The organism is Streptomyces sp. NPDC102402 (genome assembly GCF_044765765.1).
Classification (GTDB): Bacteria; Actinomycetota; Actinomycetes; order Streptomycetales; family Streptomycetaceae; genus Streptomyces.
The window spans coordinates 630169-655780 of record NZ_JBIWKR010000002.1 but is presented as its reverse complement, the minus strand read 5'-3'; the positions used below and the strand labels follow the sequence as shown (position 1 = coordinate 655780).

Annotated in this window: 22 protein-coding genes; 14 read left to right on the top strand and 8 right to left on the bottom strand. The window is 73.0% G+C overall.

Annotated elements, in window-relative coordinates; genetic code table 11:
* Positions 1-20 precede the first annotated feature (20 nt).
* The 7 genes from ACIRJR_RS07885 to ACIRJR_RS07855 all read left to right on the top strand — a co-directional run bounded on the left by ACIRJR_RS07885 (position 21) and on the right by ACIRJR_RS07855 (position 8915).
* Positions 21-1115, top strand: coding sequence for an AMP-binding protein (locus tag ACIRJR_RS07885; RefSeq protein WP_403775429.1), 1095 nt, complete (start codon positions 21-23; stop codon positions 1113-1115).
* Positions 1116-1117: 2 nt separating this feature from the next.
* Positions 1118-2593, top strand: coding sequence for an isochorismate synthase MenF (locus ACIRJR_RS07880; RefSeq protein ID WP_403775426.1), 1476 nt, complete (start codon positions 1118-1120; stop codon positions 2591-2593).
* Between the two features lie 121 nt (positions 2594-2714).
* Positions 2715-3923 (top strand): NAD(P)/FAD-dependent oxidoreductase, encoded by a 1209-nt coding sequence (locus ACIRJR_RS07875; RefSeq protein ID WP_403775423.1) that lies wholly within the window; start codon positions 2715-2717, stop codon positions 3921-3923.
* A 26-nt stretch (positions 3924-3949) separates the two neighbouring features.
* Positions 3950-5029 carry a histidinol-phosphate transaminase gene (hisC, locus tag ACIRJR_RS07870; protein ID WP_403775420.1) on the top strand — a complete coding sequence of 360 codons (1080 nt, stop codon included), beginning with the start codon at positions 3950-3952 and terminating at the stop codon, positions 5027-5029.
* Between the two features lie 47 nt (positions 5030-5076).
* Positions 5077-6342, top strand: coding sequence for an MFS transporter (locus ACIRJR_RS07865; protein WP_403775417.1), 1266 nt, complete (start codon positions 5077-5079; stop codon positions 6340-6342).
* Positions 6343-6417: 75 nt separating this feature from the next.
* On the top strand, positions 6418-7791 hold the full coding sequence (locus ACIRJR_RS07860; protein WP_403775414.1) for a hypothetical protein: 1374 nt from the start codon (positions 6418-6420) through the stop codon (positions 7789-7791).
* Between the two features lie 71 nt (positions 7792-7862).
* Entirely contained in the window at positions 7863-8915 is a 1053-nt protein-coding gene (locus ACIRJR_RS07855) for a zinc-binding dehydrogenase (protein ID WP_403775411.1), read from the top strand.
* Between the two features lie 84 nt (positions 8916-8999).
* Here the strand turns inward: ACIRJR_RS07855 and ACIRJR_RS07850 are convergent, their stop codons facing one another.
* On the bottom strand, positions 9000-9155 hold the full coding sequence (locus tag ACIRJR_RS07850; RefSeq protein WP_403776409.1) for a hypothetical protein: 156 nt from the start codon (positions 9153-9155) through the stop codon (positions 9000-9002).
* A 920-nt stretch (positions 9156-10075) separates the two neighbouring features.
* Here ACIRJR_RS07850 and ACIRJR_RS07845 point away from each other — a divergent pair.
* Positions 10076-11296 carry an MDR family MFS transporter gene (locus ACIRJR_RS07845; protein WP_403775408.1) on the top strand — a complete coding sequence of 407 codons (1221 nt, stop codon included), beginning with the start codon at positions 10076-10078 and terminating at the stop codon, positions 11294-11296.
* A gap of 149 nt (positions 11297-11445) precedes the next feature.
* Positions 11446-14673, top strand: a complete 3228-nt coding sequence (locus ACIRJR_RS07840; RefSeq protein ID WP_403775405.1) for a tetratricopeptide repeat protein — start codon at positions 11446-11448, stop codon at positions 14671-14673.
* An 86-nt stretch (positions 14674-14759) separates the two neighbouring features.
* Here ACIRJR_RS07840 and ACIRJR_RS07835 read toward each other — a convergent pair whose 3' ends face one another.
* Positions 14760-15029 carry a hypothetical protein gene (locus tag ACIRJR_RS07835; RefSeq protein ID WP_403775403.1) on the bottom strand — a complete coding sequence of 90 codons (270 nt, stop codon included), beginning with the start codon at positions 15027-15029 and terminating at the stop codon, positions 14760-14762.
* A gap of 1 nt (position 15030) precedes the next feature.
* On the bottom strand, positions 15031-15912 hold the full coding sequence (mca, locus tag ACIRJR_RS07830) for a mycothiol conjugate amidase Mca (RefSeq protein ID WP_403775400.1): 882 nt from the start codon (positions 15910-15912) through the stop codon (positions 15031-15033).
* A gap of 97 nt (positions 15913-16009) precedes the next feature.
* Here mca and ACIRJR_RS07825 point away from each other — a divergent pair, with 97 nt between their 5' ends.
* Positions 16010-16411: a DUF4307 domain-containing protein gene (locus ACIRJR_RS07825; protein ID WP_403775397.1), complete on the top strand. Its 402-nt coding sequence runs from the start codon at positions 16010-16012 to the stop codon at positions 16409-16411.
* 191 nt (positions 16412-16602) lie between these two features.
* Positions 16603-17100, top strand: a complete 498-nt coding sequence (greA, locus tag ACIRJR_RS07820) for a transcription elongation factor GreA (protein WP_033297886.1) — start codon at positions 16603-16605, stop codon at positions 17098-17100.
* 105 nt (positions 17101-17205) lie between these two features.
* Here greA and ACIRJR_RS07815 read toward each other — a convergent pair whose 3' ends face one another.
* Positions 17206-18084 (bottom strand): alpha/beta fold hydrolase, encoded by an 879-nt coding sequence (locus tag ACIRJR_RS07815; protein ID WP_403775394.1) that lies wholly within the window; start codon positions 18082-18084, stop codon positions 17206-17208.
* 110 nt (positions 18085-18194) lie between these two features.
* Here ACIRJR_RS07815 and ACIRJR_RS07810 point away from each other — a divergent pair, with 110 nt between their 5' ends.
* Positions 18195-20210 carry a BTAD domain-containing putative transcriptional regulator gene (locus tag ACIRJR_RS07810; RefSeq protein ID WP_403775391.1) on the top strand — a complete coding sequence of 672 codons (2016 nt, stop codon included), beginning with the start codon at positions 18195-18197 and terminating at the stop codon, positions 20208-20210.
* Here ACIRJR_RS07810 and ACIRJR_RS07805 read toward each other — a convergent pair.
* From ACIRJR_RS07805 to ilvA, 3 genes are all read right to left on the bottom strand, one after another.
* Positions 20137-20988, bottom strand: coding sequence for an ABC transporter permease (locus tag ACIRJR_RS07805; protein WP_403776406.1), 852 nt, complete (start codon positions 20986-20988; stop codon positions 20137-20139). The genes ACIRJR_RS07810 and ACIRJR_RS07805 overlap by 74 nt on opposite strands.
* Positions 20989-20996: 8 nt before the next feature.
* Positions 20997-22001 carry an ATP-binding cassette domain-containing protein gene (locus ACIRJR_RS07800; protein ID WP_403775388.1) on the bottom strand — a complete coding sequence of 335 codons (1005 nt, stop codon included), beginning with the start codon at positions 21999-22001 and terminating at the stop codon, positions 20997-20999.
* Positions 22002-22151: 150 nt separating this feature from the next.
* Positions 22152-23381 carry a threonine ammonia-lyase gene (ilvA, locus tag ACIRJR_RS07795; protein WP_403775385.1) on the bottom strand — a complete coding sequence of 410 codons (1230 nt, stop codon included), beginning with the start codon at positions 23379-23381 and terminating at the stop codon, positions 22152-22154.
* A 157-nt stretch (positions 23382-23538) separates the two neighbouring features.
* On the opposite strand from ilvA, the gene ACIRJR_RS07790 reads away from it, so the two are divergent.
* Positions 23539-24069, top strand: a complete 531-nt coding sequence (locus ACIRJR_RS07790) for a MarR family winged helix-turn-helix transcriptional regulator (protein ID WP_403775381.1) — start codon at positions 23539-23541, stop codon at positions 24067-24069.
* Positions 24070-24147: 78 nt separating this feature from the next.
* A complete protein-coding gene (locus tag ACIRJR_RS07785) occupies positions 24148-24339 on the top strand; it encodes a DUF1059 domain-containing protein (RefSeq protein ID WP_329232216.1) in 192 nt (63 codons plus the stop codon).
* Positions 24340-24392: 53 nt separating this feature from the next.
* Here the strand turns inward: ACIRJR_RS07785 and ACIRJR_RS07780 are convergent, their stop codons facing one another.
* Positions 24393-25538, bottom strand: coding sequence for a cystathionine gamma-synthase (locus tag ACIRJR_RS07780; RefSeq protein ID WP_403775378.1), 1146 nt, complete (start codon positions 25536-25538; stop codon positions 24393-24395).
* Positions 25539-25612 lie beyond the last annotated feature (74 nt).

Below are 25612 nucleotides of genomic sequence, written 5' to 3'. Positions count from 1 at the left end.
CGCCCTTCAGGAGACGCACCATGTCGCCCCACATACCTGACCCGTTCGCCGCGGACCTGGCGCCGGACGAGTTCGTGCCCGCCGCGATCCGGTGGCACTTCTCCCCCGAAACCGGCTCGCCCTTCTGGCTCAAGCGCGCCGCCGACCTCGGCTTCGACCCTCTGACGGACATCCGCACCTGGGACGACCTCGACCTCTTCCCCGATGTGAGCGAGGAGTGGCGCGACGTCCCGGTCGACGACCTCGTCCCGGCCGGAACGGCCGCCGATCCCTGGGACTTCCGGGTCTTCGACAGCGGCGGGACGACCGGATCGCCCAAGCGCATCGTCGAGTCCCGCTCCCGCCGCAACGGCGTCGACTGGGTCAGCGAGGTCCTCGCCGCACACGGGATGCCCGGGCGTGGCGAGGGGCACTGGCTCCACATCGGCCCCACCGGGCCGCACATCGTGGGCCGTTCCGTCGGCCTGCTCGCGCAGCTGCGCGAGACCTTCTGCCACTACATCGACTTCGACCCCCGGTGGGTGAAGAAGTGCGTCAAGCAGGGCAGGGGCGAGGAGGCCGGACGCTACGTCAAGCACATCCTCGCCCAGGCCGCCGACGTGCTCGAGACGCAGCCCGTCTCCGTGCTGTTCGCCACCCCGCCCGTGCTGGAGGCGCTCTGCGCCGACGAGGCCCTCCTCGACCGCGTGCAGCGCACGGTGCGCGGCATCGTCTGGGCCGGCACCAGCGTCAGCCCGGAGACGCTGCGCGCCTTCGAGGAGGAACTCTTCCCCGACGCGGCGGTCGTCGGGCTGTACGGGAACACCATGATGGGCATCGCCCCGCAGCGTCCCCGCGAGGCGGACGACACGCACCCGTGCGTCTTCGTCCCGTACCACCCGTACAGCAGGGTCAAGGTCGTCGATCCGGAGGAGCCGACCCGCGAGGTGGCCCACGGCGAGCGCGGACAGGCGCGCATCAGCCTCCTCTCCCGGGACCTGCTGGTTCCCTGGACGCTGGAACGGGACTCCCTCGTCCGGATCGCCCCGACCGCGCGCTACCCGCAGGACGGGCTCGCCGACATCCAGGTGCACACCGGGGAGAGCGGCCAGTCCGTCATCGAGGGGGTGTACTAGAGATGAGCGTGGGCACCCACCCCGGCACCTCCGCCACGGCCACCTCCACCACCACGGCCACTTCCACGCTCGGCGAGCTCTCCACCCTCGAGGACGCGTGCCGCGCCGGCATCGAGCGGGCGCGTGCCACGGGGCGCCATGCCCTCGTGAGCTGGTCCCGCCCCTGCGCGCTCGTGGATCCGTTCACCACCTGGGCAGGGGCCAGGGCCCTCACCGGGAGGTCCCTCTACTGGCGTTCGGCGTGGGACGGTTCCACCGTGCTCGCCTTCGGCAGCGCCCACGACCTGCGCGGTTCGGGTGCGGACCGGCTCACCGCCGTCCGCGCCGCGTGGACGGACCTGCTGGGCGAGACGGTCAGCGCCGGCCCCGGGAAGGGGCCGCTCGCCGTCGGAGGCTTCGCCTTCGGCGGCGGGGACGGCGCCTCGGGCGTGTTACCCGAGGCTCTGCTCTGGGTACCGCTCGTGCAGCTGCGCTGCGCGACACCGGGAGAGGCGGGAGCCCCGGACGGCCCGGTCACGGCCGAACTGCGGCTCAACGCCCTGGTGGACGGCAGCGACGACCCCGGACTGCTCGCCAGGACGATGACGCTGCGCGTCGAGCGCTGCCTCACCGCCCCGGAGCCCGGCACGCCTCCCTCGGCCCCCCGGGCCCGGGCGAGCGTCGAGTTCCCGCCGGCCGGGGCGTGGAAGGACCTCGTACGGCGCGCCACGGACCGCATGCGGACGGGCGACTTCGAGAAGGTCGTACTCGCCCGGCGCCTCGACGTCACGGCGGACCGGGAGTTCGACGTCCCCGGGGCCGTCCGCAGGATGCGGGACACCTACGGCGGTACGACGGTCTTCGCCCTGGACCACGGGGACTCCGCCTTCGTGGGGGCGACGCCCGAGTACCTCGTCCGGGTCGACGCGCGGGAGGTGCGGGCCCTCGGCCTCGCCGGAACCACCCCGCGCGGCTCCACTCCCGCGGAGGACCAGGCCGGGGCGGACGAACTCTCGGGCAGCGCCAAACTCCGGCACGAGCACGAGGTCGTGGTCCGCATGCTGAGCGAGGCACTCGCCGAATCGTGCGAGCAGGTCACGGCCGCGGCCGAACCCGAGGTCCTCAAGCTCACTCATGTGCAGCACCTGTCGACCCCGGTACGGGGACGGCTGCCCGAGGGCTCGGCGGAGGGAGTCCTCGACCTGGCGGCCCGTCTGCACCCGACCCCGGCACTCGGAGGCCACCCCCGCGCCGAGGCGCTGGAGTGGCTGGCCGGCAACGAGGGCTTCGACCGCGGCTGGTACGCGGGCGGCGTCGGCTGGGCCGACGGACGGGGGGACGGCCAGTTCGCCGTGGCCATACGCTCCGCGCTCGTGCGGGGTGACACGGCTTCGCTGTACGCCGGCTGCGGCCTCGTGGCCGACTCCGACCCGGAGGTCGAGTACGCGGAGACCTGCGCCAAGCTCCGCCCCATGCGCGCCGCCCTCGGGCTCGACTGACGGCCGCTGCCCCGGCGCCGTCCGCGTGCGGGACGGCACCGGGGCACCGGCCTCCCCCTCCGCGCCGTCCCGTCCGTCATCCCTTCGTCGTCCTGTCCGTCATCCCGGGAGAACTGGCACCTTGAGCCTGGAGAACATCGTCATCGTCGGCGGCGGGCTTGCCGGCTCGCACGTCTCCATGGCGCTGCGGGACCGCGGCTACCGCGGTGCGCTCACCCTGGTCGGCGCCGAACCGCACCCGCCGTACGACCGCCCGCCGCTCACCAAGTCGGTCCTGCTCGGTGGGGAGGACGCCGAGGACGGCACCTCCTTCCCCGTGGACTGGGAGGGCCTGTCCGTCGGCCTCCGCCTCGGTGAGCGTGCCGAGGCCCTGGACCTGCACGACCACAAGCCGGGCGGCGTCCTGAGGACGACCGCGGGCACGCGCGGGTTCGACGGTCTCGTCCTCGCGACCGGCGCCGAGCCCGTCCGGCTGCCGGGTGAGGGGAGGCAGCACGTCGTCCGCACCGTGGACGACGTACGCGCGCTGCGCCCGCTCCTGCGGCCGGGCACACACGTCGCACTCGTCGGCGCCGGGTGGATCGGCGCGGAGGTGGCCACCGTCGCGGCGGTGAAGGGGTGCCGGGTCACGGTCGTGGAGTCCGCGCGGGCCCCGCTCGCCGCCGCGGTCGGGAACCGAGTCGGCGCGTGGACCGCCCCCTGGTACGCGGCGGCCGGGGTCACCCTGCTCTGCGGCACCGCCGTCGCGTCGGTGGACCACGGCGGACTGCGGCTGGCGGACGGCCGGTTCCTCGACGCGGACGTCGTGGTCACGGGAATCGGCGCCCGCCCCGCGGTCGGCTGGCTCAGGGACTCCGGTCTGGAGGTGGCACGCGGCGTGGTCGTCGACCGGTCGCTGAGGGCCTCGCGGGCCGGGGTGGTGGCGCTCGGCGACTGCGCGGCCTGGTGGTCGGACCGGTACGGGCGGCACATGGTGGTCGAGCACTGGGACACCGCGCTGAAGGCGAGCGGGCCGGCGGCGGCCGCGCTGCTCGGTGAGGACGTGTGCCATGACCCCCTCCCCTACTTCTGGTCGGAGCAGTTCGGCCGGACCCTGCAGTACGTCGGCGACCGTCACGGCGCCGACCGGACGATCCTGCGCGGCTCTCCACAGGACCCGGACTGGACCGTCCTCTGGCTGGAGGGCGAGCTCCTGCGCGCGGCGCTGACCGTGGACCGCCCGCGTGACCTGGTGCAGGCGCGCCGCGCGCTCACCACCGGCTGCGCGGTCGACCTCCCCAGGGCCACCGACCCGTCCACCCCGCTGCGCGACGCCCTGCGCGCGGCCTGAAACAGCACGAAGAGGACCCCGATCCCATGACCGCAACGGAAGAACAGCCCCGATTCCGCCCGGCCCTGAGCCGGCTGGTGAGCTACCGCCCCGAGAAGCCGGCGCTGTCCCCGGAAGGCCGCTCCTACGCCCTCGCCGCCAACGAGACGCCCTTCGGCCCGCTGCCCGGGGTCGCGGAGGCGATCCAGGAGGAGATCGGCCGCGTCAACCGCTACCCCGACAACCACGGCCAGGCCCTCACCGCGGAGCTCGCCGAGAGGTTCGGGCTCGACCCGGAAGGCGTTCTCCTCGGCTGCGGCTCGGTCGGCGTGACCCAGCAGCTGATGACCGCCGTCGCCGAGGACGGGGACGAAGTCCTCTACGCCTGGCCCTCGTTCGAGGCCTATCCGCTGCTCACCCGGCTGGCCGGAGCCACCTCGGTCCAGGTGCCGCTGCGCGAGGGCACGCATGACCTCGCGGCCATGGCGGAACGCATCACCGAACGCACCCGGCTGGTCCTGGTCTGCAACCCGAACAATCCGACCGGCACCGCCGTCGGCCGCGCGGAGCTGGAGGAGTTCCTGGGACGCGTGCCCGCCGGATGCCTCGTGGTGCTGGACGAGGCCTACCGCGAGTACGTGCGCGCCCCGGACGTCCCCGACGGGCTCTCCCTGCTGGCCGCCCACCCCCGTCTCGTCGTCCTGCGCACCTTCTCGAAGGCGTACGGACTCGCGGGGCTGCGCATCGGCTACGCCGCCGGCCACCCGGAGGTGATCGGCATGGTGCGCAAGGCGTATCTGCCCTACAGCGCCGGCAGCGTCGCCCAGGCGGCGGCGATCGCGGCGCTGCGCTCGGGGGACGAGGTGGCCCGGCGGACGGACGTCATCGCGGCGGAACGCACACGTGTCGCCGCGGCGCTGCGCGCGCGGGGGTGGGACGTACCGGCCAGTGAGGCGAACTTCCTCTGGCTGCCCCTCGGCGAGCGGGCCACGGCCTTCGGCGCGCACTGCGCCGCGGCGGGGATCTCCGTAAGGGCCGTCCCCGGTGCCGGTGTCCGCGCCACCATGGGCCTGCCCGCCGACAACGACGCCTTCCTGGCCGCGGCCACGACCTTCCTGCCCGCCTGAGCCGGCCACCCTGGGCCGGCGACGGCCGGCTCGTACTTGGGAGACCCATGTCTTTTCTCCGCCCCCGGTTCCCGGGCGAACGCGCCCTTGTCTCCGGAATCGCCGTGGACGCGGTCGGCTCCGGGATGTACGTCCCCTTCAGCCTGGTCTTCTTCCTCCATGTGACCGGTCTGCCACTGCCGTTGATCGGGCTGGTGCTGACCGTCACCGGGCTCGCGGGCATCGCCGCGGTCCCCCTGGTCGGGATCGCGGTGGACCGCTTCGGCGCCCGCCGGATGCAGATCGCCCTCTACGTCATGAGAGGGCTGAGCTTCGCCTGCTTCCCACTCGCCGACTCGCTGCCCGCCTTCGCCCTCGTGGCGCTGCTCACCTCCGTGGGGACCCGGGCCTTCCGACCCGCGCAGGACGCACGGATCGCCGAACTCGCCGAGGGAACCGACCGGGACCGGCTGCAGGCTCTCAGCCGGAGCCTCGCCAACGCCGGCCTCGGCGCGGGCACCCTCATCGCCTCGGTCGTCATCGCCACCGCCGGCGACTTCGGATACACCGTGACGGCCTGGCTCAACGGCGCGAGCTTCCTCGCCGCCGGACTCCTCGCCTCGCGCACCCCGGCCGCCCCGCCCCGGGCCCCGGCGGCCCAGCGCTCGCCCGGCGGTGGCTACCGTGACGTCGTCAGGGACCGGCCCTTCCTCGGGCTCGTGTGCGCCAACCTGATGGTCGCGCTCGGTTTCTCGGCCCTCACCTCGCTCCTCCCCCTGTACGCGACGGGCTGGCTGGACGTGCCGGAGGGGCTGGTCGGCAGCGCCTTCCTCCTCAACACCGTGCTCTGCGCGACCCTCGGCGTCCCCGTCGCGGCTCTCGCCCGGCGCCGCTTCACCACCCGCACCGGGGCCGCCGCCGCCGGTGCCGGGCTCTTCGCCCTCGCCTTCCTGGCACAGGCCGCACTCGGCACCGTCCGGCCGCACGGAGTTCCGCTGCTGCTGGCCGGACTCCTCGGGGCGGTACTGATCATGACGGTGGGTGAGATGGTGTACAGCCCCTCCTCCGGGGCCATGTCGCAGTTCTCGGCGCCGCAGCGGCTGCGCGGCCGCTACCTCGCCACCTACCAGCTGTCGTGGTCGCTGGCGTACGCCCTGGGCCCGACGGTGTTCACCACCCTGCTCACCGTCGACGGCCGCCTTCCCTGGCTTCTCGTGTCGGCGACGGCTGCGCTCGGCGCGCTCCTGCTGCTCCGCCTCGGGCGCCACCTGCCCGCCGAAGCCGTCAGCTTCGCCCCGGTGCCGAAGCCCGAGCAGGCGACGACCACCGCATGACCCCGCACGCCGCGCCCCGCGCGGAGTCACCGTGACGGACGCACCCGCCCACCCCACCACGACAGGAGACAAGACATGGACCGTGTCACATTGACCGAGGCGTACCTGGAGGAACTGGAGTCCGCGGGGCTGTCGAGCGAGGAGCTGCTCGGCAACCTGCCGCAGAACAAGATCCTCAACAGCGACAAGCCGAACGGCATGGGCAAGTGGCTCGCGCGCCCGGTCTTCCTCGGCGGCGAGGAACTCACCCGGCTCGCCGGAGACCTCGACAACCTCCTCACGGCACTGGACAGCCTGCCCGAGAAGCTGTTCGGCGGGGACTTCGCCGCCTTCGCACGCGCCGTCGGGCTGACCGGACCCCAGGTCGAGGCGGTCATGCAGAACCGGGGGGAGCGGATGACCCGGCAGAGCCGGGCCGATCTGGTCTGCGACGGGGCCGGGTTCAAGCTCCTGGAGCTCAACATCGGCAGCGCGATAGGCGGCGTCGACAACGTCGACGTCTGCCGCGAGCTCCTCGAGGTCCCCGTACTCGCCGGTTTCGCCGAGCGCCATGGGCTGACCTTCGTCGACTCCCTCCGCGAGCAGGTGCACAACATCCTCACCGAGAGCGGCTTCTGCGCACAGGACGCCCCGGTCGTCGCGCTCACCGAGTGGCCCTCGGCCTTCTCCGACGAACTGCCCTACATGACGCAGCTGTGCGAGCGCTGGGGCGAGCTGGGTCTGGACGCCACCCCCTGTCATCTGGGGCAGCTGGAAGTACGCGAGGGCCGTGTGTGGCTCGACGGCAGGGCCGTCGACATCATCGTGCGCACCTTCCTCATCCGCGACGTCGTCGGCCCGGACGCCGCGCGGCTGACCGCGCCGGTCTTCGAGGCCGCCCGCCGGGGCGAGGTCAAGGTCTTCACCCCGCTCGACACCTCCGCCTACGCGAGCAAGGCGGCGCTCGCGCTGCTCTCCGAGGAGGGCAACCGGCACCTGTTCGCGTCCGGGGTCCTGGAGAGCCTGGACCGCATCCTGCCGTGGACGCGGCGGGTCCGCCGCGAGGAGGTGACCCTGGAGAACGGCGAGCGCGTCGACCTCGTCGAGTACGCGACGGCGCACGCCGACGACCTGGTCCTCAAGCCCACCTCGCTCTCCGGCGGCAAGGGCGTCGTACTCGGCTGGGCCGACGACCTGACCCCCGAGGCATGGCGTGCGCACGTCCTCGCCGCGCTCGACAGCCCGTACGTCGTGCAACGGCGTGTGCGCCCGGTCCAGGAGACCGTCCCGGTTCCCGGCGGAGGCGTGGACCGGTTCCGGCCCGTGTGGGGAATCATCACGGGCGTCAACGGCTTCATCGGCGGCAGTGTACGGGCCATTCCCTCCGCCGCCGGCGACGTCGTCGTGAACGTCGCCAACGGTGCCCACGTCGGCGCGCTCCTGCACGAGGCGCCGGCCCCCGTGGTCTGATCCCACGCCAGGCCGGCCGCCATGCCCCCCGTCGAAGCGCGCCACGGGCGCCGTTCCGGAGAGACCACTTCATGAGAGCCGCTGTTTTCCATGGCAGGCACGACGTACGCATCCAGGAATGGCCCGATCCCCCGGCTCCCGGGCCCGGGGAGATCCAGCTCTCCGTGGTGCGCGCGGGCATCTGCGGGACGGACGTCGAGGAGTTCGCGTCGGGCCCCCACCTCATCCCGCTCACCAGGCCGCACTTCGCCAGCGGCCATCAGGGCCCCCTCGTCCTCGGCCACGAGATGGTCGGCGAGGTCGTCGCCACCGGGGACGGCGTCGGCTCCTTCGCGCCCGGCGACCTGGTCGTCCCGGGCTCCGGAGTGTCGTGCGGGGACTGCCGCTGGTGCGTGCGGGGCCGGACGAACGTCTGCGAGCGCTACTACACGCTGGGGCTGCACGTGGACGGCGGTCTCGCCGAGCGGGTCAACGTCCCGGCCCGCATCAGCCGGCCGGCGGGCGGCCTCGACCCGGACGTCGCGATCATGGCGCAGCCGCTCGCCGTGGCGCTGAGAGCGGTACGCGGGATCACCGCGGAGCCCGGCAGCACCGTGGTGGTGATCGGCCTCGGCAGTATCGGGGGCCTCGCGGTCGCCGCCTGCGCGGCCAGGGGGGTGCGGACCATCGGCGTCGACGTCTCCGCCGCCCGGCTGGAGACGGGGCGCCGCTCCGGTGCGGGCCTGCTGGTCGACGCCTCGCGCGAGGACGCGGTCGCGGCGATCCGGGCGGCGACGGGCGGCCACGGCGCGGACGTGGTGCTGGAGGCCTCGGGCGCGCCCTCCGCCCTCGCGACCGCGATGAAGTCGGTGTGCCGGGGCGGGCTCATACGCCTGGTCGGCCTCCACCGCGATCCCTCGCCCCTCGAACTGACCCGCCTGGTCCTGGAGGAGATCACGCTCGACACCTCGAAGGTCCACATCTGCGACCAGGACCTCCCCGAGGCCCTGGCGATGCTGGCCGCGCACCCCGAGATCGCCACGACGGCGCTCGACGAGGTCATCGGCCTGGACGACCTGGTCCCCGAGGGCCTGGAGCGTGCCGCGCGGGGGGACGCCAGGGGCAAGATCCTCGTCCGCCTCTGAGCGGGAGGGCGGGAAGGGCGCCGGAGTACGGGACGCGCGTGCGCCCCCGCCCGACCGGGCGGCGCGCGTCCCGGCTGCCCGCGCTCAGGCCCCGCCCGCCCCACGGTCCGGTCCGGCCCCCAGCAGGTCGTCGGCGACCGGCGTACGGGCGTAGAGCACGGAGCGGCCCGCGCGGTGCGCGCTGACCAGGCCGGCCCCGCGCATCGCGGTGAGGAACTGGGAGACGCCGGCAGGCGAGATGCCGGTGCGCCGGGCCAGTTCGGTGGTGGACGCGGGCGCCTGGAGCTCGGTGAGGAGCAGAGTGCGCGAGCGGCCGAGCACGGCGGCCACCGCTGCGGACCTGGAGGGTTGCGACCTCTCCCACAGCACGCCCACGCCCCGTGCCGGATAGGCCAGTTGGAGTGGTTCGGGGACCCTGACCACGGTGAGCACCCCCGGTCCGGCGAAGACCGACGGGATGAGCAGGAGGCCGGCCCCCCTCGTCGTGCTGTGGAGCGTCTCCGGCCGGCGGACGAGGCGCAGCGTGTTGTCGTCCCAGCTGATCTTGTCGTGGAGCCCGTTGAAGAGCGCGCCGGCGCCGTACTCCGCGACCTGGCGCGCACGGTGGAAGATGTCCGCGTCCAGGACGGTTCGCATCCGCTGCCAGTAGGGGGCGAGAGCGATGTCCCAGTACCTCTCGATCTCCGCCGTGAGCGCGCCGAGCTGCCCCTCCGGGTCCGCGTCCAGAGCCCTGGTCCGTGCCGAGGGCCCGCCCCCGTGCTTCCCCAGGTGGTCGAGGTCCCGGCGCACCACGTCGGCCGCCGAGCCCCGCACCGCGTCCAGCTCCTCGCCCAGCGAGGGGGCGTGGCCGGCCGGGACGGGGTTGAGGAAGTCCGGGAGATAGCCGCTCGGCGGGATGAGCGCGGCGAGCCAGCCGCGGTCGAGTTCCGCTGCCGCCAGGCGGGGGCGCACCTGCTCGGCCCAGGGGAGGTGGACCGCGGCGGGGTGGGCGGAGCGCAGCAGGCGATAGCTCGTGACGACCTCCCACATGGGTGAGATCGAGAACCGCATGAGTGCCAGGTCGCTCGCCGAGAACTCCATCTCCGCCACAGCGAATCCCCCACCATTCAGTCATCACTGAATCATTTGCCCGGGCCTCGCGGGCGCCACATCATACGGCCATGTTCTCCTCGTACAAGGGCCTGCCGCGCACCGCCTGGATCATCTTCGGCGGGACCATCGTGAACCGGATCGGCTTCATGGTGGTCCCCTTCCTGGTCTACTACCTCGGCTCACGGGGCGTCAGCACCTCGCAGGTCGCCTACGTGCTGGGCTGTCTGGGCATAGGGACGCTCGTCGGTCCGCTGCTCAGCGGGATCCTGGCGGACCGGTGGGGCCGCCGCTCGACCATGATCACCGGCCTGGTGGGCACGGCCGTCTCCCACGGGCTGCTCTTCGCGGCGCCCAACCTCCTGACGCTCGCGCTCTCGGCCGCCGTCCTCAGTGTCTGCGGCACGATGGTCAGCCCCTCGGCCAACGCACTCCTCGCGGAGTCCGTCGACGCCGAGCGCCGCCGCAACGCCTTCTCGCTCGTCTACTGGGCGGTCAACATCGGCAGTGCCGCGGCCGGCATCCTCGGCGGTTTCCTGGCCGAGCGGGGCTACTGGCTGCTCTTCCTCATCGACGCGAGCAGCGCTCTCCTCTTCGCGGTCATCGCCGCGAGCCTGCTGCCCGCCGGCAAGCGGGTCGCTCCCCCCGCCACGGCCCAGGGGGGCGGCGGCTACGGGATCGTCCTCCGCGACCCGCTGATGCGTGCGCTGCTGCCCCTGTTCGGCGTCACGCTCGCCATCTACTCCCTGACCGAGGCCGCCCTTCCTCTCGCGATCCGCGACGACGGCCTCTCCCCCAAGGTCTTCGGTGCGATGGCCACGCTCAACGCGGTCCTGGTCGTCATCCTGCAGCCCATCGCCACCACGGTCCTCGCCAAGGCGCGCCCGCTCGTCGTCTACGCCTTCTCCGCGGGACTCATCGCCCTGGGCGTCGCGTTCACCGGCCTGGCGGACAGCGCGTGGACCTACGGCGCCACCGTCGCCGTGTGGTCGCTCGGCGAGGCGGCCATCGGCGGTATCCACTCGGCGACGGTCCAGAACATCGCCCCGGAACACGCACGGGGCCGCTACCAGGGCGCCTTCCAGTGGATGTGGGGCTCCTCGCGCTTCGTCGCCCTCACCGCCGGGACCGCCCTCTACGCCCACGCCGGCCCCTCGGCCCTCTGGTGGACCTGCGCGGTCGCCGGCCTCATCGCCCCGCTCGGTGTCCTCGCCCTGGGCCCGGCCGTCGAGAGGCGGACCGCCGCGGCGCAGAAGGAGGAGGAGAAGGCCGCGGCGATGGGGGCCGAGTGACGCACGGCACCGGTACGGCGGGGGACCCCGTGCCGACGCGGACACCGCGGACCGGTCTCCACGCTCCCTCGCGCCGAAGGCCCTGAGGCAGGACACTGGTTGCTCTCGACAGCCGGCCGGGTCGAGGTCGCCGGAATCTGGGGGGACGCATGCGGGACAGCCATCGGGCGGAAGCCGAAAGGCTGTTGGTACGCGCCGTGGAGGAAGAGGCGCGGCGGACGGGCGGCCGGACGGACTCCGGCGCACTGCTGGCGCGCGGGCGGGGCGCACTCGACACCATGGCGGCGCTCGCGGCCGACGAGTACGCCGCCTACACCCGGTCGCTGGACGCCGCGGGGGCCGGCCAGCAGCCGCTGTCGGCGCACTTCAGCAGAGCGGCGCTCGGAACACCGCTGCTGGTGACGGGAGTTGCCGCAGCGGCCGCCTTCGGCGCGGACCTGGTGCTCGGCACGGCGACGGGACTCGCACTGGGTGCGGGCGCGGTCGTCGCCGTCGCGGGGACGACGGCGACGGTGGCCCGGGTGACGGCCTCGCACTGGCCCGCGGCGCACCGCAGGGCCGGCGAACGGAACCAGCCCGGCGGCCCCGAACAGCTGCGGCTGGCGTGGCTGACGGCCCTGGAGGTACGGGGCATCCGCCCGTTCCTCGACCAGCAGCGCATGCTGACCGCTTCCACCCGCACGCCGAAGAAGGCGGGAGCCTCGGTGGTCGCGCAACTGCGCGGCGGCGACCGCAGCGCAGCCGCACGCACCCGCACGCTCCTCGAACAGTCCTTCGGCCATCTGCCGTCCGTGGAAGGCCCGTTCGCGGGGCGTCGCGCCGAACTGGCCCAGATCGCCCAGTGGGTGCACGCGGCGCGTGCGGCGACCGAGACCCGGCCGACCGTCGTCGTCCTGCACGGCGCCCCGGGCTCCGGGCGCACCACACTCGCCGTACGGGCCGCGCACTCCCTCAAGGACCAGTTCCGCGGGGCGTGCGTGGTCGACCTGCGCGGCGATGTCGCCGGGGAGACCCCCCTGCCGACCAGGGACGCGCTGCTGCACCTGCTCAACCGGCTGGGCGCACCGCGTGAACAACTGCTCTTCCGGGAGCGGACCTCCGCCGAACAGCAGGTCCGGCGGCTGGGCGAGCTCTACCACCAGCACCTGACGGGTACGCCGGTCACGGTCGTCCTGGACGACGCCACCGACGCGGCCCAGGTCCGCACGCTCCTGCCCGAACGCTCCGACAGCCTTGTCCTGGTCACGTCCCGCGAGCCGCTCGACCTGCCCGGGGACATCCCGGCCCGCGTCCACCACCTGTCCGTGGGCGGACTGGACGCCGCGGGCGCCGAGGAGCTGCTGCGGGACTCCGCCGAGGACGAGGAGGCGGGTCCCTACGACTACCCCTCGACCGACTCCGTCGCCGGACTGTGCGGCGGGCTGCCGCTCGCCCTGCGCATCGCGGGCTCCGCACTCGGCGCGCGCACCAGGGCGGAGCTCGCGGTCGCCCTCGGGGCGTACGGCCCGGTCTCCCCCGTCGAGCGCGCGCTGTGGCTGCGCTACACCGACCAGTCCGAGACGGCCCGCCGGCTGCTGCGACGGCTCGCTCTGGCCGGACGCGCCAGCCTGGGGGCGGCCGCCGCGGCGTCGCTGCTCTCCTCCGACGAGCAGGAGGCCGGCCGCCTCCTCGGATCGCTGGCCCGGGCCGGCCTCCTGGCCCATGTGCGGGGGTCGCGCTACCGGCTGCACGACCTGGTGCGGGAATTCGCCCTGGCACGGCTGCTGGACGAGGAACCGGCCGCGGACCGTACGGCCGCGCAGGAGCGCCTCATCCAGAACTACGCGGAGCTCGCCGACGCGGTGATCCGCATGGTCGACGGCAAGATGTCCACGCGCGCCGGACAGTTCGGCTCGCACGGCTTCAGCTCGCTGGACGCGGCCCTGCGCTGGCTGGACGACGAGTCGAGCTTCATCACCTCGGCCCTGCGGCACACGGAGGGCATCGACCAGGGTGCGGTGCTCCATCTGCTGGGCGCCCTGTGCGACTACTGCCTGCTGCGCGGCGACCTCTACCGGCTCGGTGAGATCAGCGAGCTGACCCAGGCGGTCGACCAGGGGCTCCTGGAGCGGTCGGTCCAGTGGCGTACGGGCATCGCGGCCCGGCAGCTCGGTGAGCTCGACAAGGCCCGTACGACGCTGTCCTCCGTCGTCGGCCTCTACCGGGAGGCACAGAACGACGCGGGCGCCGCCCTGGCTCTCTGCTCCCTCGGCATCACACTGCACCACCAGGGCAATCTGAGCGAGGCCTCGGCACGGCTGCGGGAGGCCCTCGGCCTCCAGGCCTCGCCGGACCAGGCCGAGGACCGTGCGTGGTCCCTGCACGCCCTCGCCGCCGTCGAGCGCGACCGGGCCAATCTGGCGGAGGCCCTGACCCTGCTGGACACCGCGCTCGCCCTGCACCGCGAGGGCGAGTCACTGCACGGCGAGGCCTGGACGCACTTCCAGCTCGGACAGGTCTGCCTCCGGATGGGTGAGGTGGCCCGGGCGGAGGAGGAGCTGTCCACGGCGCTGGACCTCTACGGCCGCACCCGGGACGAACGCGGGGAGGCCTGGGCCCTGACCCAGCTGGCCCGCGCCCGTCTGATGGACGGAGACGTCAGCGGCACGGCACCGGCGGTGGAGCAGCTGCGCGAGGCCCTCGCCCGGCACCGGGGCAACGAGGACGCCCGGGGCGAGGCCTGGACCCGGTACTACCTGGGGCAGGCGCTGGAGGAGGACGGCGACACCGACCAGGCCGTACGGGAGCTGGAGCGGGCCCGCACGATGTTCTCGCGGATGCGCGACGTGTACGGGCTGGCGTGCGCCCGCCACCACTCGGGGCGCGTCACGCGTGACCAGCGGGCCGCGCAGACGGGCAACCTGCGCAACTCGGGCTTCGCCCGGCAGCTCCTGGTGGACGCCCGGGCGGACTTCCGGCGGATCGGGGTGGCCCACGGCGAGGCCTGGACCTGCCTGGAGCTGGCGCTGGTCGACGGCGGCAACGACCGGGCGGCCCAGGCGCTGGAGCTGTGCGGCGAGGCGATCACCCTGTTCGCGTCGTACGGCGACGTCCGGGGCGGGGACTGGGCGGCGTTCCTGCGGTGCACCCTGCTGCCGTACGCCTCTCCGGGCGGCAGCGAGGTGGGCACGGCGGTGGCCCAGCAGGAGCTCGCGGACCTGCTGGACGCCGCCCACCCGCTGCGCGACGCGAAGCTGGAGGACTGCGCCGAGGTCTTCCGGGTCGTCCTGAACCGCGGGGTCGACCTGGACGAGGGCTGGCAGGCCTGGCGCCTCGGCCTGACGCCGTCCCGGCACGCCCGCGAGGTGATGGGGGTGCCGGTCGGCGTACGTCCCTGAGCGCGGAGGCCGGGGCCGGGCGGGCCCACGGCCGTCACGGCCGTCGCCCGGCCCCGGCCCCGGCCCGAAGCGTCAGCCCCGGCGCGTCAGCCCCGGCCGGAGGCTGCCGACTTCTTCGTGCCGGACGCGGCGGCCTCGGCCTTCCCGTCGGCGCCGACGGGCTCCGCCGCCGGGTCGGGGGCCTCCTCGAAGTCGACCTTGCCCATGTGGCGGTTCATCGACTTCATCAGGAACCACACTCCGACGGCGAGCGCCGCGAAGACGAGGAAGCCGAGAACGCCGGGGGTCACCTTGTTCTTGTCGAGCTCGTCGGCGGCGAGCGGAACGAGCTGCGTCAGTGCCTGGGTCGCGTACATATCAGGCATTGTCGCGGATGCCCGCGAAGAGGTCGCTCTCGGGGAGGGAGGTATCGACGAGGGACTTGGCCAGCTCGTACTCCTCGGTCGGCCAGATCTCCCGCTGGACGTCCATCGGGACCCGGAACCAGCCGCCGTCCGGATCGATCTGCGTGGCGTGCGCGATCAGCGCCTTGTCGCGGATCTCGAAGAAGTCGTCGCACGGGATGTGCGTGGTCAGCGTGCGTTCGGCGCGCTCGAACTCCTTCCAGCGCTCCAGCCAGTCGCCGTACGGGGACTCCAGCCCCCGGGCGAGGAGCCCCTCGTGCAGGGCGACCGTGCGCGGCTTGTTGAAGCCCTGGTTGTAGTAGAGCTTCTGCGGCTGGAAGGCCGGCCCGAACTCCGCCTCGGGGAACCTCTCGGTGTCCGCGGCGGCCTCGAACGCGATCATGGAGATCGTGTGGGTCTTGATGTGGTCGGGGTGCGGGTACCCGCCGTTCTCGTCGTAGGTGGTGATCACCTGCGGCCGGAACGCCCGGATCTTGGCGACCAGACGCCCCGCGGCGGTCTCGTCGTCCTCCAGCGCGAAGCAGCCCTCGGGCAGCGGCGGCAGCGGGTCGCCCTCGGGCAGACCCGAGTCGACGAAGCCCAGCCACTCCTGCTTGACGCCGAGGATCTCCCTGGCCTCGTCCATCTCCTTCTTGCGCACCTCGTGGATGTTCGCCTCGATGTACGCGTCCCCCTGGAGCTTCGGGTTCAGGATGGAGCCCCGCTCGCCCCCTGTGCAGGTGACGACCAGCACGTCCACCCCCTCGGACACGTACTTGGCCATGGTGGCCGCGCCCTTGCTCGACTCGTCGTCGGGGTGGGCGTGTACGGCCATCAGTCTCAGCTGCTCGGTCAAGACTCGGTCCTCAGTCATCGGTCGCAATGGTCGGCTTCTATAGTGACTGAACCGGGGGGTGGAAAATTCCTCGATCCCCGGCACAGGAGGAACGATCATGGCAGCGGTGCGCGAGGCCTTGCCCGAGGGGCGCTACGGCCGTTCGCGGGACGAACGCGCGGACCGCAAGCTGAAGATCGTCGGCTCCGTGCTGGGTGTCGCCTTCCTGGCCGTGATCGGCTGGTTCGGCTACGACTACGTGGCCGGCCAGGACGTCAGCGCCGAGCTGATCAAGTCGAAGATCGTCTCGGACGGCCGGGCCGAGGCCCACCTCGAGGTCCGCAAGGACCGGGACGTCGACGGGCACTGCACGCTCCGCGCGCTCAGCGAGGACGGCGCCGAGGTCGGCCGGGCGGACTTCCGGTTCGACGAGCGCTCCGAGCGGATCGACGAGGTCGTCTCCCTGCGCACCACCTCCAGGGCGACGGCGGTGGAGCTGAAGGGGTGCTCCGCAGGCTGACCGCACCCCGGGGCGCGCGCCGCCCCTGATGCCCGCGCTCCCGCGCCGACCTGCGCGAACGCGCGTGTGACGTTTTACCTTCTCCCCCTTTTCGCGCGGAATTGTTAGGCTCGTTGTTTCGCCCACCCGTGGCAGCGCATGCTTGGGGTAGGGCGTTGCTTTGTATTCCCAGCACCGACGAGGAGCACCCTGTGACCCAGACCAGCGATAACGTCACCTGGCTCACGCCGGAGGCGTACAACCAGCTGAAGGCGGAGCTGGAGTACCTGTCTGGTCCCGCGCGCACGGAGATCTCCGTCAAGATCGCGGCGGCCCGCGAGGAGGGTGACCTCCGCGAGAACGGCGGGTACCACGCGGCCAAGGAGGAGCAGGGCAAGATGGAGCTCCGGGTCCGTCAGCTGACCCAGCTCCTCGAGCACGCGAAGGTCGGCGAGGCCCCCGCCGACGACGGCGTGGTCGAGCCCGGCATGGTCGTGACCATCGCCTTCGACGGCGACCCGGACGACACGGTGACCTTCCTGCTCGCCTCCCGCGAGTACGCGAGCACCGACATCGAGACCTACTCCCCGCAGTCCCCGCTCGGCACGGGCGTCAACGGCAAGCGGGTGGGCGACGACGCGGAGTACGAGCTCCCGAACGGCAAGAAGGCCACGGTGAAGATCGTCTCGGCGAAGCCCTACCAGGGCTGACCCCCACACACGTACGGAGCCCCGGCCGCGAGTGCGGCCGGGGCTCCGTCGTGCCCGGCGCCGGCGGGCCATGGCCTTTCGTCCGGATCGGGCCGGCCCGCGGGCTCAGCGGGTCAGCAGGTCCCGGATCGCCGCCGCGATCTCGTCGGGAGCCTCCTCGGCCATGAAGTGCCCCGCCCGCGTCAGCCGGTGGTCCAGGTCCGGCGCCCACGCCCTCCACACGCCGGCGGCGTCGTAGCCCAGCTGCGCGCCCCAGTCCTGCTGGAGGACCGTCACGGGCATGGCCAGCTGCGACCCGGCGTCCAGGTCCGCCTGGTCGTGGGTGACGTCGATGCCCGCCGAGGCCCGGTAGTCGGCGACGATCGACGTCACCGCCGCGCCGCTCGCCCGCAGGTACTCGGCACGCACCTCCTCCGGCAGGGCGGCCGGTTCGGCGGCCCAGGCGTCGAGGAACGAACCGAAGAACGCGTCCGCGCTGTTGGCGATCATCGTCTCCGGCAGTCCGGGCGGCTGCGCCATGAGGAAGAGGTGGTAGCCCACCGCCGCCGGGGCGCCGTGCAGGACGTTCCACATGTCGAGCGTCGGCACGACGTCGAGGATGCCCAGGTGCGTGACCGTCTCGGGGTGGTCCAGCCCCGCCCGGAAGGCGACCAGCGCGCCCCGGTCGTGGCCGACGAGAGCGAAGCGCTCGTGGCCGAGCGCCGCCGCCAGGGCGACGACGTCGGCGGCCATGGTGCGCTTGGCGTAGACGTCGGGGCCGGTGGCCTCCGGCTTGTCGCTGGCGCCGTAGCCCCGCAGGTCGGGACAGATCACCGTGTGCTCTTCGGCGAGCCGCTCGGCGACGTGCCGCCACATCAGGCGGGTCTGGGGAAAGCCGTGCAGCAGCACGACCGGGGTGCCGCTGCCGCCGACAGCGGCAGCCAGCTCCACCCCGTCCGCACCGGGGAGGCGGATGTCGTCGAAGCCGGGAAGGGTGGGCGTCATGAGGGACCGTCCTGTCGGGTCGGGGACTGACCGGACCAGCGTGGGCGACGGCGATCAGCAGCCGATCAGTACGGTTGGGCGCGGCCGCCCCCGGCACGGAGGATGGATGCATGCGAATCGACGCGCTCGGTGCCGTGCGGGCCTTCCACGACGACGGGAGCCCGGTCCGCCTGGGCGGGCCCCGCCATCGTGAGGTGCTCGCCCGGCTCGTGGCCGCCGAGGGACGGATGGTCACCACCGACACCCTGGTCGACGACCTGTGGTCCGACCCGCCGGCCCGCGCCGTGGGCGCTCTGCGTACGTTCGTCGCCGCGCTGCGCCGCGCCGTCGAACCCGACCGGCCGCCCCGCGATCCCCCGCGCGTACTCGTCACCGAGGGCCCCGGCTACGCGCTGCGCCTGCCGCGCGAGGACGTGGACGTCCACCGGTTCGAGGACACCCTGGCCCGCGCCCGGCACAGCCCCGACGCGGTGACCGCGCTCGGCGCTGCACTCGCCGCCTGGCGTGGTCCCGCCTACGCCGATGTGACCGGCTCCGTCTGGGCTCAGCGCGAACGGACCCGGCTGGAGGAGCTGAGGCTGGAGGGGGTGGAGCTGCGTGCTCGCATCCTCCTCGACTCCGGGGAGGGGGCCGCTCTCGTCGCCGGTCTGGGCGCCCATGCCGCCGAGCATCCGTGGCGCGAGCCGGCCTGGGGGCTGCTCGCCCGGGCGCTCCACCGGGCGGGCCGCCAGGCCGACGCGCTCGCCACCCTCCGTCGCGCCCGCGCCGTGCTCGCCGGTCAGCTGGGGCTGGACCCCGGCGCCGGCCTCCGGCAGCTGGAGGCGGACATCCTCAACGGATACGAGCCCCTGGAAGCCGCGCCTGCCCCGTGGACCGGCCACGGGGTCCGGCTCGGTCCGCGCACCACCGTGGATCTGGCCCGCACCCTCGCGCTGGCGGGCGGCGAAGCCCTCGTCCACTCGCGACGCGACCGTCTCGCCGCCGTCCGGGCCGCGGAACGCACCGGGGACCTCACCCTGACCGCCCGGATCATCGGCGCCTACGACGTGCCCGCCATCTGGAGCCGGGCCGACGACCCCGAGCAGTCCCGCGCCGTCGTCGCGGCCGCCGAGCGCACCCTCGCCGCGCTCGGCCCCGACGGCCCCGCCGACCTGGCCGCCCGCCTCCTGGCCACGGTCGCCGTCGAGAGCCGCACCGCCGATCTGTCCCCGAGCGGACTGGAGCGCGCCCGGCAGGCGGCACGGCGGGCCGAGACGCTGGCACGGGAGCAGGCCGATCCCGCCCTGCTGGCGTTCGCCCTCAACGGAGTGTTCCTGCAGTCCTTCAGCCGCCCCGGGCTCGCCCCCGTACGGGACAGGACCGGCGCCGAGATCCTCGGCCTGGCCACCCGCCACGGGCTGCCGGACTTCGCCGTGCTCGGCCGGCTCATCCGCCTGCAGTCCGCCTCGGCCCTCGGCGACCTCGACGCCGCGGCCTCGCACGCCGACGCGGCCGAACAGCTCGCCGCCACGACCGAGGCGCCCCTCGTCACCGTCCTCACCAGGTGGTTCCGCGCCCGGGTCACGGCCGCCCGCAGTGCCGAACCCGGCGGACCGACCGCCGCCGAGGCCGCGGCGCACTACCGCGCCGCGGAGGACGCCCTCCGGACAGCCGGTATGCCGGGGCTGCACCGCGGTCTGTTCCCGCTCGCCCTCCTGGGGCTGCGCCTGCTGCACGACCGGCCCGCGCCCACCGGCCCGAACCTCGACTGGGGCCCGTACACGCCCTGGGGGCGCCCTCTCGTACTGCTCGCCCAGGACCGGGCCGAGGAGGCCCGTGCGGCCCTCGCCACGGTGCCCGACCCCCCGCGTGACCACATGCAGGAGGCGCTGTGGTGTCTGACCGCCCACGCCGCCGCGCGCCTCGGCGAGCGCGGGCCCGCCGCACGCGCGGCGGCCGCCCTGCGCGACGCCCGCACGGAACACGCCGGCGCCGCGAGCGGGATGCTGACCCTGGGCCCGGTGGCGCGCTATCTGGCGGAGGCGGAGGCCTGCGCCGGACAGCGCGCGGCCGTCAGGCGGCCGCCTGACGGTACTTGCGGACCGCCAGGGTGCGGAAGACCAGGACGATCAGGATGGACCAGATGATCGACGCCCAGATCGGGTGCTCCATCGGCCACGCACCGGTGACCGACTTCGGCACGCCCGGCATCGTGTTCCCGAAGAGTTCACGCGCACCGGCCACGGTGGCGCTGAAAGGGTTCCATTCGGCGACGTGCTGGAGGAACGTCGGCATGCCGGTGACCGGCACGAAGGCGTTCGAGATGAACGTCAGGGGGAACAGCCAGATCAGCCCGCCGGAGGTGGCCGCCTCCGGGGTCCGCACGGACAGGCCGATCAGGGCTCCGATCCAGGAGAACGCGTAGCCGAGCAGGAGCAGGAGCAGGAAGCCGCAGAGCACCTTGCCCATGTTCTCGTGGGTACGCCAGCCGACGATGAGGGCGACCCCCGCGAGCACCACGAGGGTGAAAGTGGTCTGGACGAGGTCGGCGAGTGTCCGCCCGGTGAGGACGGCACCCCGCGCCATGGGCAGCGACCTGAAACGGTCGATCAGTCCCTTGTGCATGTCGTCCGCGATACCCGCGCCGGCACCCGCGGTGGCGAAGGTGACGGTCTGCGCGAAGATCCCGGCCATCAGGAACTCCTTGTACAGCTGCGGGTCCGTCGAGCCGCCGATACTGATCGAGCCGCCGAAGACGTACGTGAACAGCACCACGAACATGACCGGCTGGATGACCCCGAAGAGCAGCATCTCCGGAATCCGGCTCATCCGGATCAGGTTGCGGCGGGTGATCACCAGGGAGTCGGCCACCGAGCGGCTGAGCGCCCCGCGCGACTTGAGCGGTGCCGGGTTCTTCGCGTCCATGACGGCGCTCACTGCCCGTCCTCCTTCAGGCCCTCTGCGGCCTCGGTCGAAGTGTTCTCGCCGTTCTGCTCCAGCTGGGCCGCGTGGCCGGTGAGCGAGATGAAGACGTCGTCGAGGGTGGGGCGGCGCAGGCCGATGTCGTCGATCTCCACGCCGTGGGTGTCGAGGTCGCGGATGACCTCCGCGAGCAGCTTGGCCCCGCCGGTGACCGGGACGGTCAGCTTGCGGGTGTGCTCGGCGACGGAGATCTCGCCCTTGCCGTACGTGGCGAGCACCGAGCGGGCGGGCGCGATCTGGTCGGGCTGGTGCACGACGACCTCGACACGCTCACCGCCGGTGCGTGCCTTGAGCTGGTCGGAGGTGCCGCGCGCGATGACCTTGCCGTGGTCGATGACGCAGATGTCATGGGCGAGGTGGTCGGCCTCCTCCAGGTACTGCGTGGTCAGCAGCAGCGTCGTCCCGCCCGCGACGAGTTCCTCGATGACCTCCCACAGCTGCTGCCGGTTCCGCGGGTCGAGCCCGGTGGTGGGTTCGTCCATGAACATCACCGGCGGCGAGACGACGAGCGCCGCCGCCAGGTCGAGGCGCCGGCGCATGCCTCCGGAGTACGTCTTCGCGGTGCGGTCGGCCGCGTCGGCGAGGTTGAACCTGTCCAGGAGCTCCCCGGCCCGCTTCTTCGCGTCGCGCGAGCTCATCTGGTAGAGCTGCCCGACCATCTGGAGGTTCTCGCGGCCCGTGAGGTATTCGTCGACGGCCGCGAACTGGCCGGAGAGGCCGATCGAACGGCGGACCGCGTCGGGATCCCTCAGGACGTCGATGCCCGCCACGACAGCCTTGCCGCTGTCCGGCTGGAGCAGGGTGGTCAGGACACGTACGGCGGTGGTCTTACCCGCGCCGTTGGGTCCCAGCAGGCCGAGGACCGTGCCTTCGGGTACGTCGAGGTCGACGCCGTCCAGTGCTCGTACATCGCCGAAGGTCTTCACCAGACCTTCGGCGTAAATGGCGCCTGGCATACGTGATTCCCCCAGTTGCTCTCGCGTGGATTACCTGAGCGGATCGTAGGGTTCCCGGCTCCTCGGAGCCGGGAGCACCGGAGTGTTCGGCGATGCACGGTAACGCGATACATCGCGACCCACAACAGGTTTGTGAGGGGACCCCGCCGCTCAGGTCCTTACCAGGTACCCTGCGGCCCGCAGGTCGGAAGCCACCTCGTCGCAGTGCTCGGGTCCCTTGGTCTCCAGGTGGAGTTCCACCTCCGCCTCGGTGAGTCCGAGCCGGGGATCGGTCCGTACGTGCTGGATGTCGAGCACGTTGGCGTCGGCGACGGTCAGGGTGGCGAGCAGCGCGGCCAGCGCCCCCGGACGGTCGGTGAGCCGGAGCCGCAGGCTCAGGTAGCGGCCCGCCGCGACCATGCCGTGCGTCAGGACGCGCTGCATCAGCAGGGGGTCCACATTGCCGCCCGACAGCACGGCGACGACGGGGCCGCGGAACGCCTCCGGATCGCTGAGGAGCGCGGCGACGGGGCTCGCCCCGGCCGGTTCGACGACCATCTTCGCCCGTTCCAGGCACAGCAGCAGCGCACTGGACAGCTCGTCCTCGGTGACCGTGCGGACCTCGTCGACCAACTCCTGGACCAGTGGGAACGTGAGGTCTCCGGGGCGTCCGACCTTGATCCCGTCGGCCATGGTCTGCACCGCGTCGAGCGCCACCGGGCGGCCGGCGGACAGCGAGGGCGGGAAGGCGGCCGCGCCCGCCGCCTGGACACCGACGATCCGGACGTCGGGGCGCAGCGCCTTCACGGCGACCGCGATCCCGGCGGCGAGGCCGCCCCCGCCGATGCCGACGACGATGGTGCGGACCTCCGGGCACTGTTCGAGGATCTCCAGGCCCACGGTCCCCTGGCCCGCGATGATGTCCGGGTGGTCGAAGGGGTGGATGAAGACGGCCCCGGTCTCCTCGGCGTACTCCTGGGCGGCGGCGAGCGTCTCGTCGACGACGTGCCCGTGCAGCCGCACCTCCGCCCCGTAGTCGCGGGTCGCCGCGACCTTCGGCAGGGGTGCGCCGACGGGCATGAAGACCGTCGAACGTACGCCGAGCAGCGAGGAGGCGAGTGCTACACCCTGCGCATGGTTTCCGGCGCTCGCGGCCACCACGCCGGACGCCCGCTCGACGGGCGTGAGGCCGGCGATCCGCACGTAGGCGCCGCGCAGTTTGAAGGAGCCGGTGCGCTGGAGGTTCTCGCACTTGAGGTGGACCGGTGCGCCGACGAGGGAGCTGAGATGGCGGCTGCCCTCCATCCCGGTCGTCCGAGCGACCCCGGACAGCATCTTCTGCGCTCCTCGGACGTCGTCGAGGATGAGCGGAGGAAAGGGGCCTGACGTACTGAAGGTCATGACAGCAAGTCTTGCAGCTCGGAGCGGTCGGGGCCGTCGCATCTCATGGCGGCCTGCGGTGGTGTCCACAGGTTTGTGCAGCGCTGGTACACGTTGCCCCGGGGCCGCGTACTCTGTCCCCCACCCATCCGACACCGCACGAAGAGAGCCCCCGGCCATGCCCCCTCAGGACATGACGACTGCTGCGTCTCCTTCCGGAGGCGCTGCCCCCGGACATCCGGGAACGGACCACCTTCTCGACGCTCTCCAGCACCAGGTGGCCGTCTTCGCCCGCCGTGCCGAGCAGACACGCCTCGGCGGTGTCGGCCAGGTCCGCAACTCGATGGACCGGGCGGCCTACCTGCTGCTCAACCGGCTCGACGTGGAAGGCCCCATGGGCGTCAAGGCGCTGGCCGCGGGCATGGGGATCGACTCCTCGACCGTGACCCGGCAGGTCGCGCCGCTCGTGGACACCGGTCTGGTGAAGCGCACCTCGCACCCGGAGGACGGGCGCGCCGTCGTGCTGCAGCTGTCACCGCGCGGCCAGGCCCGTCTGGAGGAGGTCCGTGCCTCGCGGCGTGAGCTGATGTCCCAGGTGACCGACGGCTGGAGCGAGGAGGAGCGTGACACCTTCTGCGCCCTGCTGACCAGGTTCAACGGCTCGCTGGCGGCCCGGCAGGCGGCGAACCAGCCCGCACAGGAGAGCTGACGGGCGCTCCCGGCCTGTGGGCGCTCCGTTTCGGATCTACGCTTGAAGTGCGTGCACTCGTCCATCGAGGAGGCCGCCATGACACGGAAAGTCGCCGACTGCCGCAAGTACCCGAGTGTGTCGAACTGTTCCCTCACCATTTCCGGTGAGGAGGACGAAGTCGTCCGGGCCGCCGTGGAGCACGCGGTCTCGGTCCATGAGCACCAGGACAGCCCCGAGATGCGTGAGCAGATCCGGGGTTCCCTGGAGGACGAGAAGGCAGCGGTCTGAGACCGCACGGTCCGCCCGGCGGGGATCTCCCGGCCGGGCGGACGCGCCGGCCGTCAGCCGAGCGCCTGCGTCAGGTCGGCCAGCAGGTCGTCGGCGTTCTCGATGCCGACGGACAGCCGGACGAGGTCGGCCGGCACCTCCAGCGGGGAACCCGCCGCCGAGGCGTGCGTCATGCGGCCGGGGTGCTCAAGGAGCGATTCGACACCGCCGAGCGACTCACCGAGTGTGAAGAGCTTCGCGCGGTTGCAGACCTCGACCGCCGCCTCCTCGCCGCCGGTGACGCGGAACGACACCATCCCGCCGAACGCCTTCATCTGCTTGGCGGCGATCTCGTGGCCCGGGTGGTCCGGAAGCCCCGGGTAGAGGACCTGGGTGACCTTGGGGTGCCGGGTCAGGAGGTCGGCGACCTTGGTGGCGTTCTCGTCGTGGCGGTCCATGCGGACCGCGAGGGTCTTGATGCCGCGCAGCACCAGCCACGCGTCGAACGGCCCGGCCACCGCGCCCATCGCGTTCTGGTGGTACGCCAGTTCCTCGGCCAGCTCCGGGTCGCTGACGACGAGCGCGCCGCCGACGACGTCCGAGTGGCCGCCCATGTACTTGGTGGTGGAGTGCACCACGACGTCGGCGCCGAGCGAGAGCGGCTGCTGGAGGTAGGGGCTGGCGAAGGTGTTGTCGACGACCAGCCGCGCGCCCGCCTGCCGGGCCACTCCCGCGACGGCGGCGATGTCGGTGATGCCGAGCAGCGGGTTCGACGGTGTCTCCACCCAGATCGCCTTGGTGCGCGGGGTGAGCGCCGCGCGGACGGCGCTCACGTCCGAGGTGTCGGCGACCGAGAACTCCACGCCCCAGCGCGAGGCGACCTTCGCGAACAGCCGGAACGTGCCGCCGTAGGCGTCGTTCGGGATGACCACGTGGTCGCCGGGCGTCAGCAGCGTGCGCAGGAGGCAGTCCTCCGCGGCGAGGCCCGACGCGAAGGCGAGCCCGCGGCGGCCGCCCTCCAGCGCCGCGAGGTTCTCCTCGAGCGCGGTGCGGGTGGGGTTGGCGCTGCGGCTGTACTCGTAGCCGCCGCGCAGTCCGCCGACGCCGTCCTGCTTGTACGTGGACACCTGGTAGATCGGCGGGACCACGGCGCCGGTGAGGGGATCCGCCGTGTTGCCGGCGTGGATCGCGAGGGTCTCGAAGCTGTGCTGGTCGCTCATGGGGCCCGAGCGTAGTTCGTCGGGAGCGGAGTCACAGGCCACTCGCCGCCCCGTTACCCGTCCGGGGACAATGG

Bases quoted from the DNA above. Each gene is read 5' to 3' on its own strand.
- ACIRJR_RS07885 (WP_403775429.1), top strand. From the start codon at position 21: ATGTCGCCCCACATACCTGACCCGTTCGCCGCGGACCTGGCGCCGGAC.
- ACIRJR_RS07880 (WP_403775426.1), top strand. From the start codon at position 1,118: ATGAGCGTGGGCACCCACCCCGGCACCTCCGCCACGGCCACCTCCACC.
- hisC (WP_403775420.1), top strand. From the start codon at position 3,950: ATGACCGCAACGGAAGAACAGCCCCGATTCCGCCCGGCCCTGAGCCGG.
- ACIRJR_RS07865 (WP_403775417.1), top strand. From the start codon at position 5,077: ATGTCTTTTCTCCGCCCCCGGTTCCCGGGCGAACGCGCCCTTGTCTCC.
- ACIRJR_RS07860 (WP_403775414.1), top strand. From the start codon at position 6,418: ATGGACCGTGTCACATTGACCGAGGCGTACCTGGAGGAACTGGAGTCC.
- ACIRJR_RS07855 (WP_403775411.1), top strand. From the start codon at position 7,863: ATGAGAGCCGCTGTTTTCCATGGCAGGCACGACGTACGCATCCAGGAA.
- ACIRJR_RS07845 (WP_403775408.1), top strand. From the start codon at position 10,076: ATGTTCTCCTCGTACAAGGGCCTGCCGCGCACCGCCTGGATCATCTTC.
- ACIRJR_RS07840 (WP_403775405.1), top strand. From the start codon at position 11,446: ATGCGGGACAGCCATCGGGCGGAAGCCGAAAGGCTGTTGGTACGCGCC.
- ACIRJR_RS07835 (WP_403775403.1), bottom strand. From the start codon at position 15,029: ATGTACGCGACCCAGGCACTGACGCAGCTCGTTCCGCTCGCCGCCGAC.
- ACIRJR_RS07825 (WP_403775397.1), top strand. From the start codon at position 16,010: ATGGCAGCGGTGCGCGAGGCCTTGCCCGAGGGGCGCTACGGCCGTTCG.
- ACIRJR_RS07815 (WP_403775394.1), bottom strand. From the start codon at position 18,084: ATGACGCCCACCCTTCCCGGCTTCGACGACATCCGCCTCCCCGGTGCG.
- ACIRJR_RS07810 (WP_403775391.1), top strand. From the start codon at position 18,195: ATGCGAATCGACGCGCTCGGTGCCGTGCGGGCCTTCCACGACGACGGG.
- ACIRJR_RS07805 (WP_403776406.1), bottom strand. From the start codon at position 20,988: ATGGACGCGAAGAACCCGGCACCGCTCAAGTCGCGCGGGGCGCTCAGC.
- ACIRJR_RS07800 (WP_403775388.1), bottom strand. From the start codon at position 22,001: ATGCCAGGCGCCATTTACGCCGAAGGTCTGGTGAAGACCTTCGGCGAT.
- ilvA (WP_403775385.1), bottom strand. From the start codon at position 23,381: ATGACCTTCAGTACGTCAGGCCCCTTTCCTCCGCTCATCCTCGACGAC.
- ACIRJR_RS07790 (WP_403775381.1), top strand. From the start codon at position 23,539: ATGCCCCCTCAGGACATGACGACTGCTGCGTCTCCTTCCGGAGGCGCT.
- ACIRJR_RS07785 (WP_329232216.1), top strand. From the start codon at position 24,148: ATGACACGGAAAGTCGCCGACTGCCGCAAGTACCCGAGTGTGTCGAAC.
- ACIRJR_RS07780 (WP_403775378.1), bottom strand. From the start codon at position 25,538: ATGAGCGACCAGCACAGCTTCGAGACCCTCGCGATCCACGCCGGCAAC.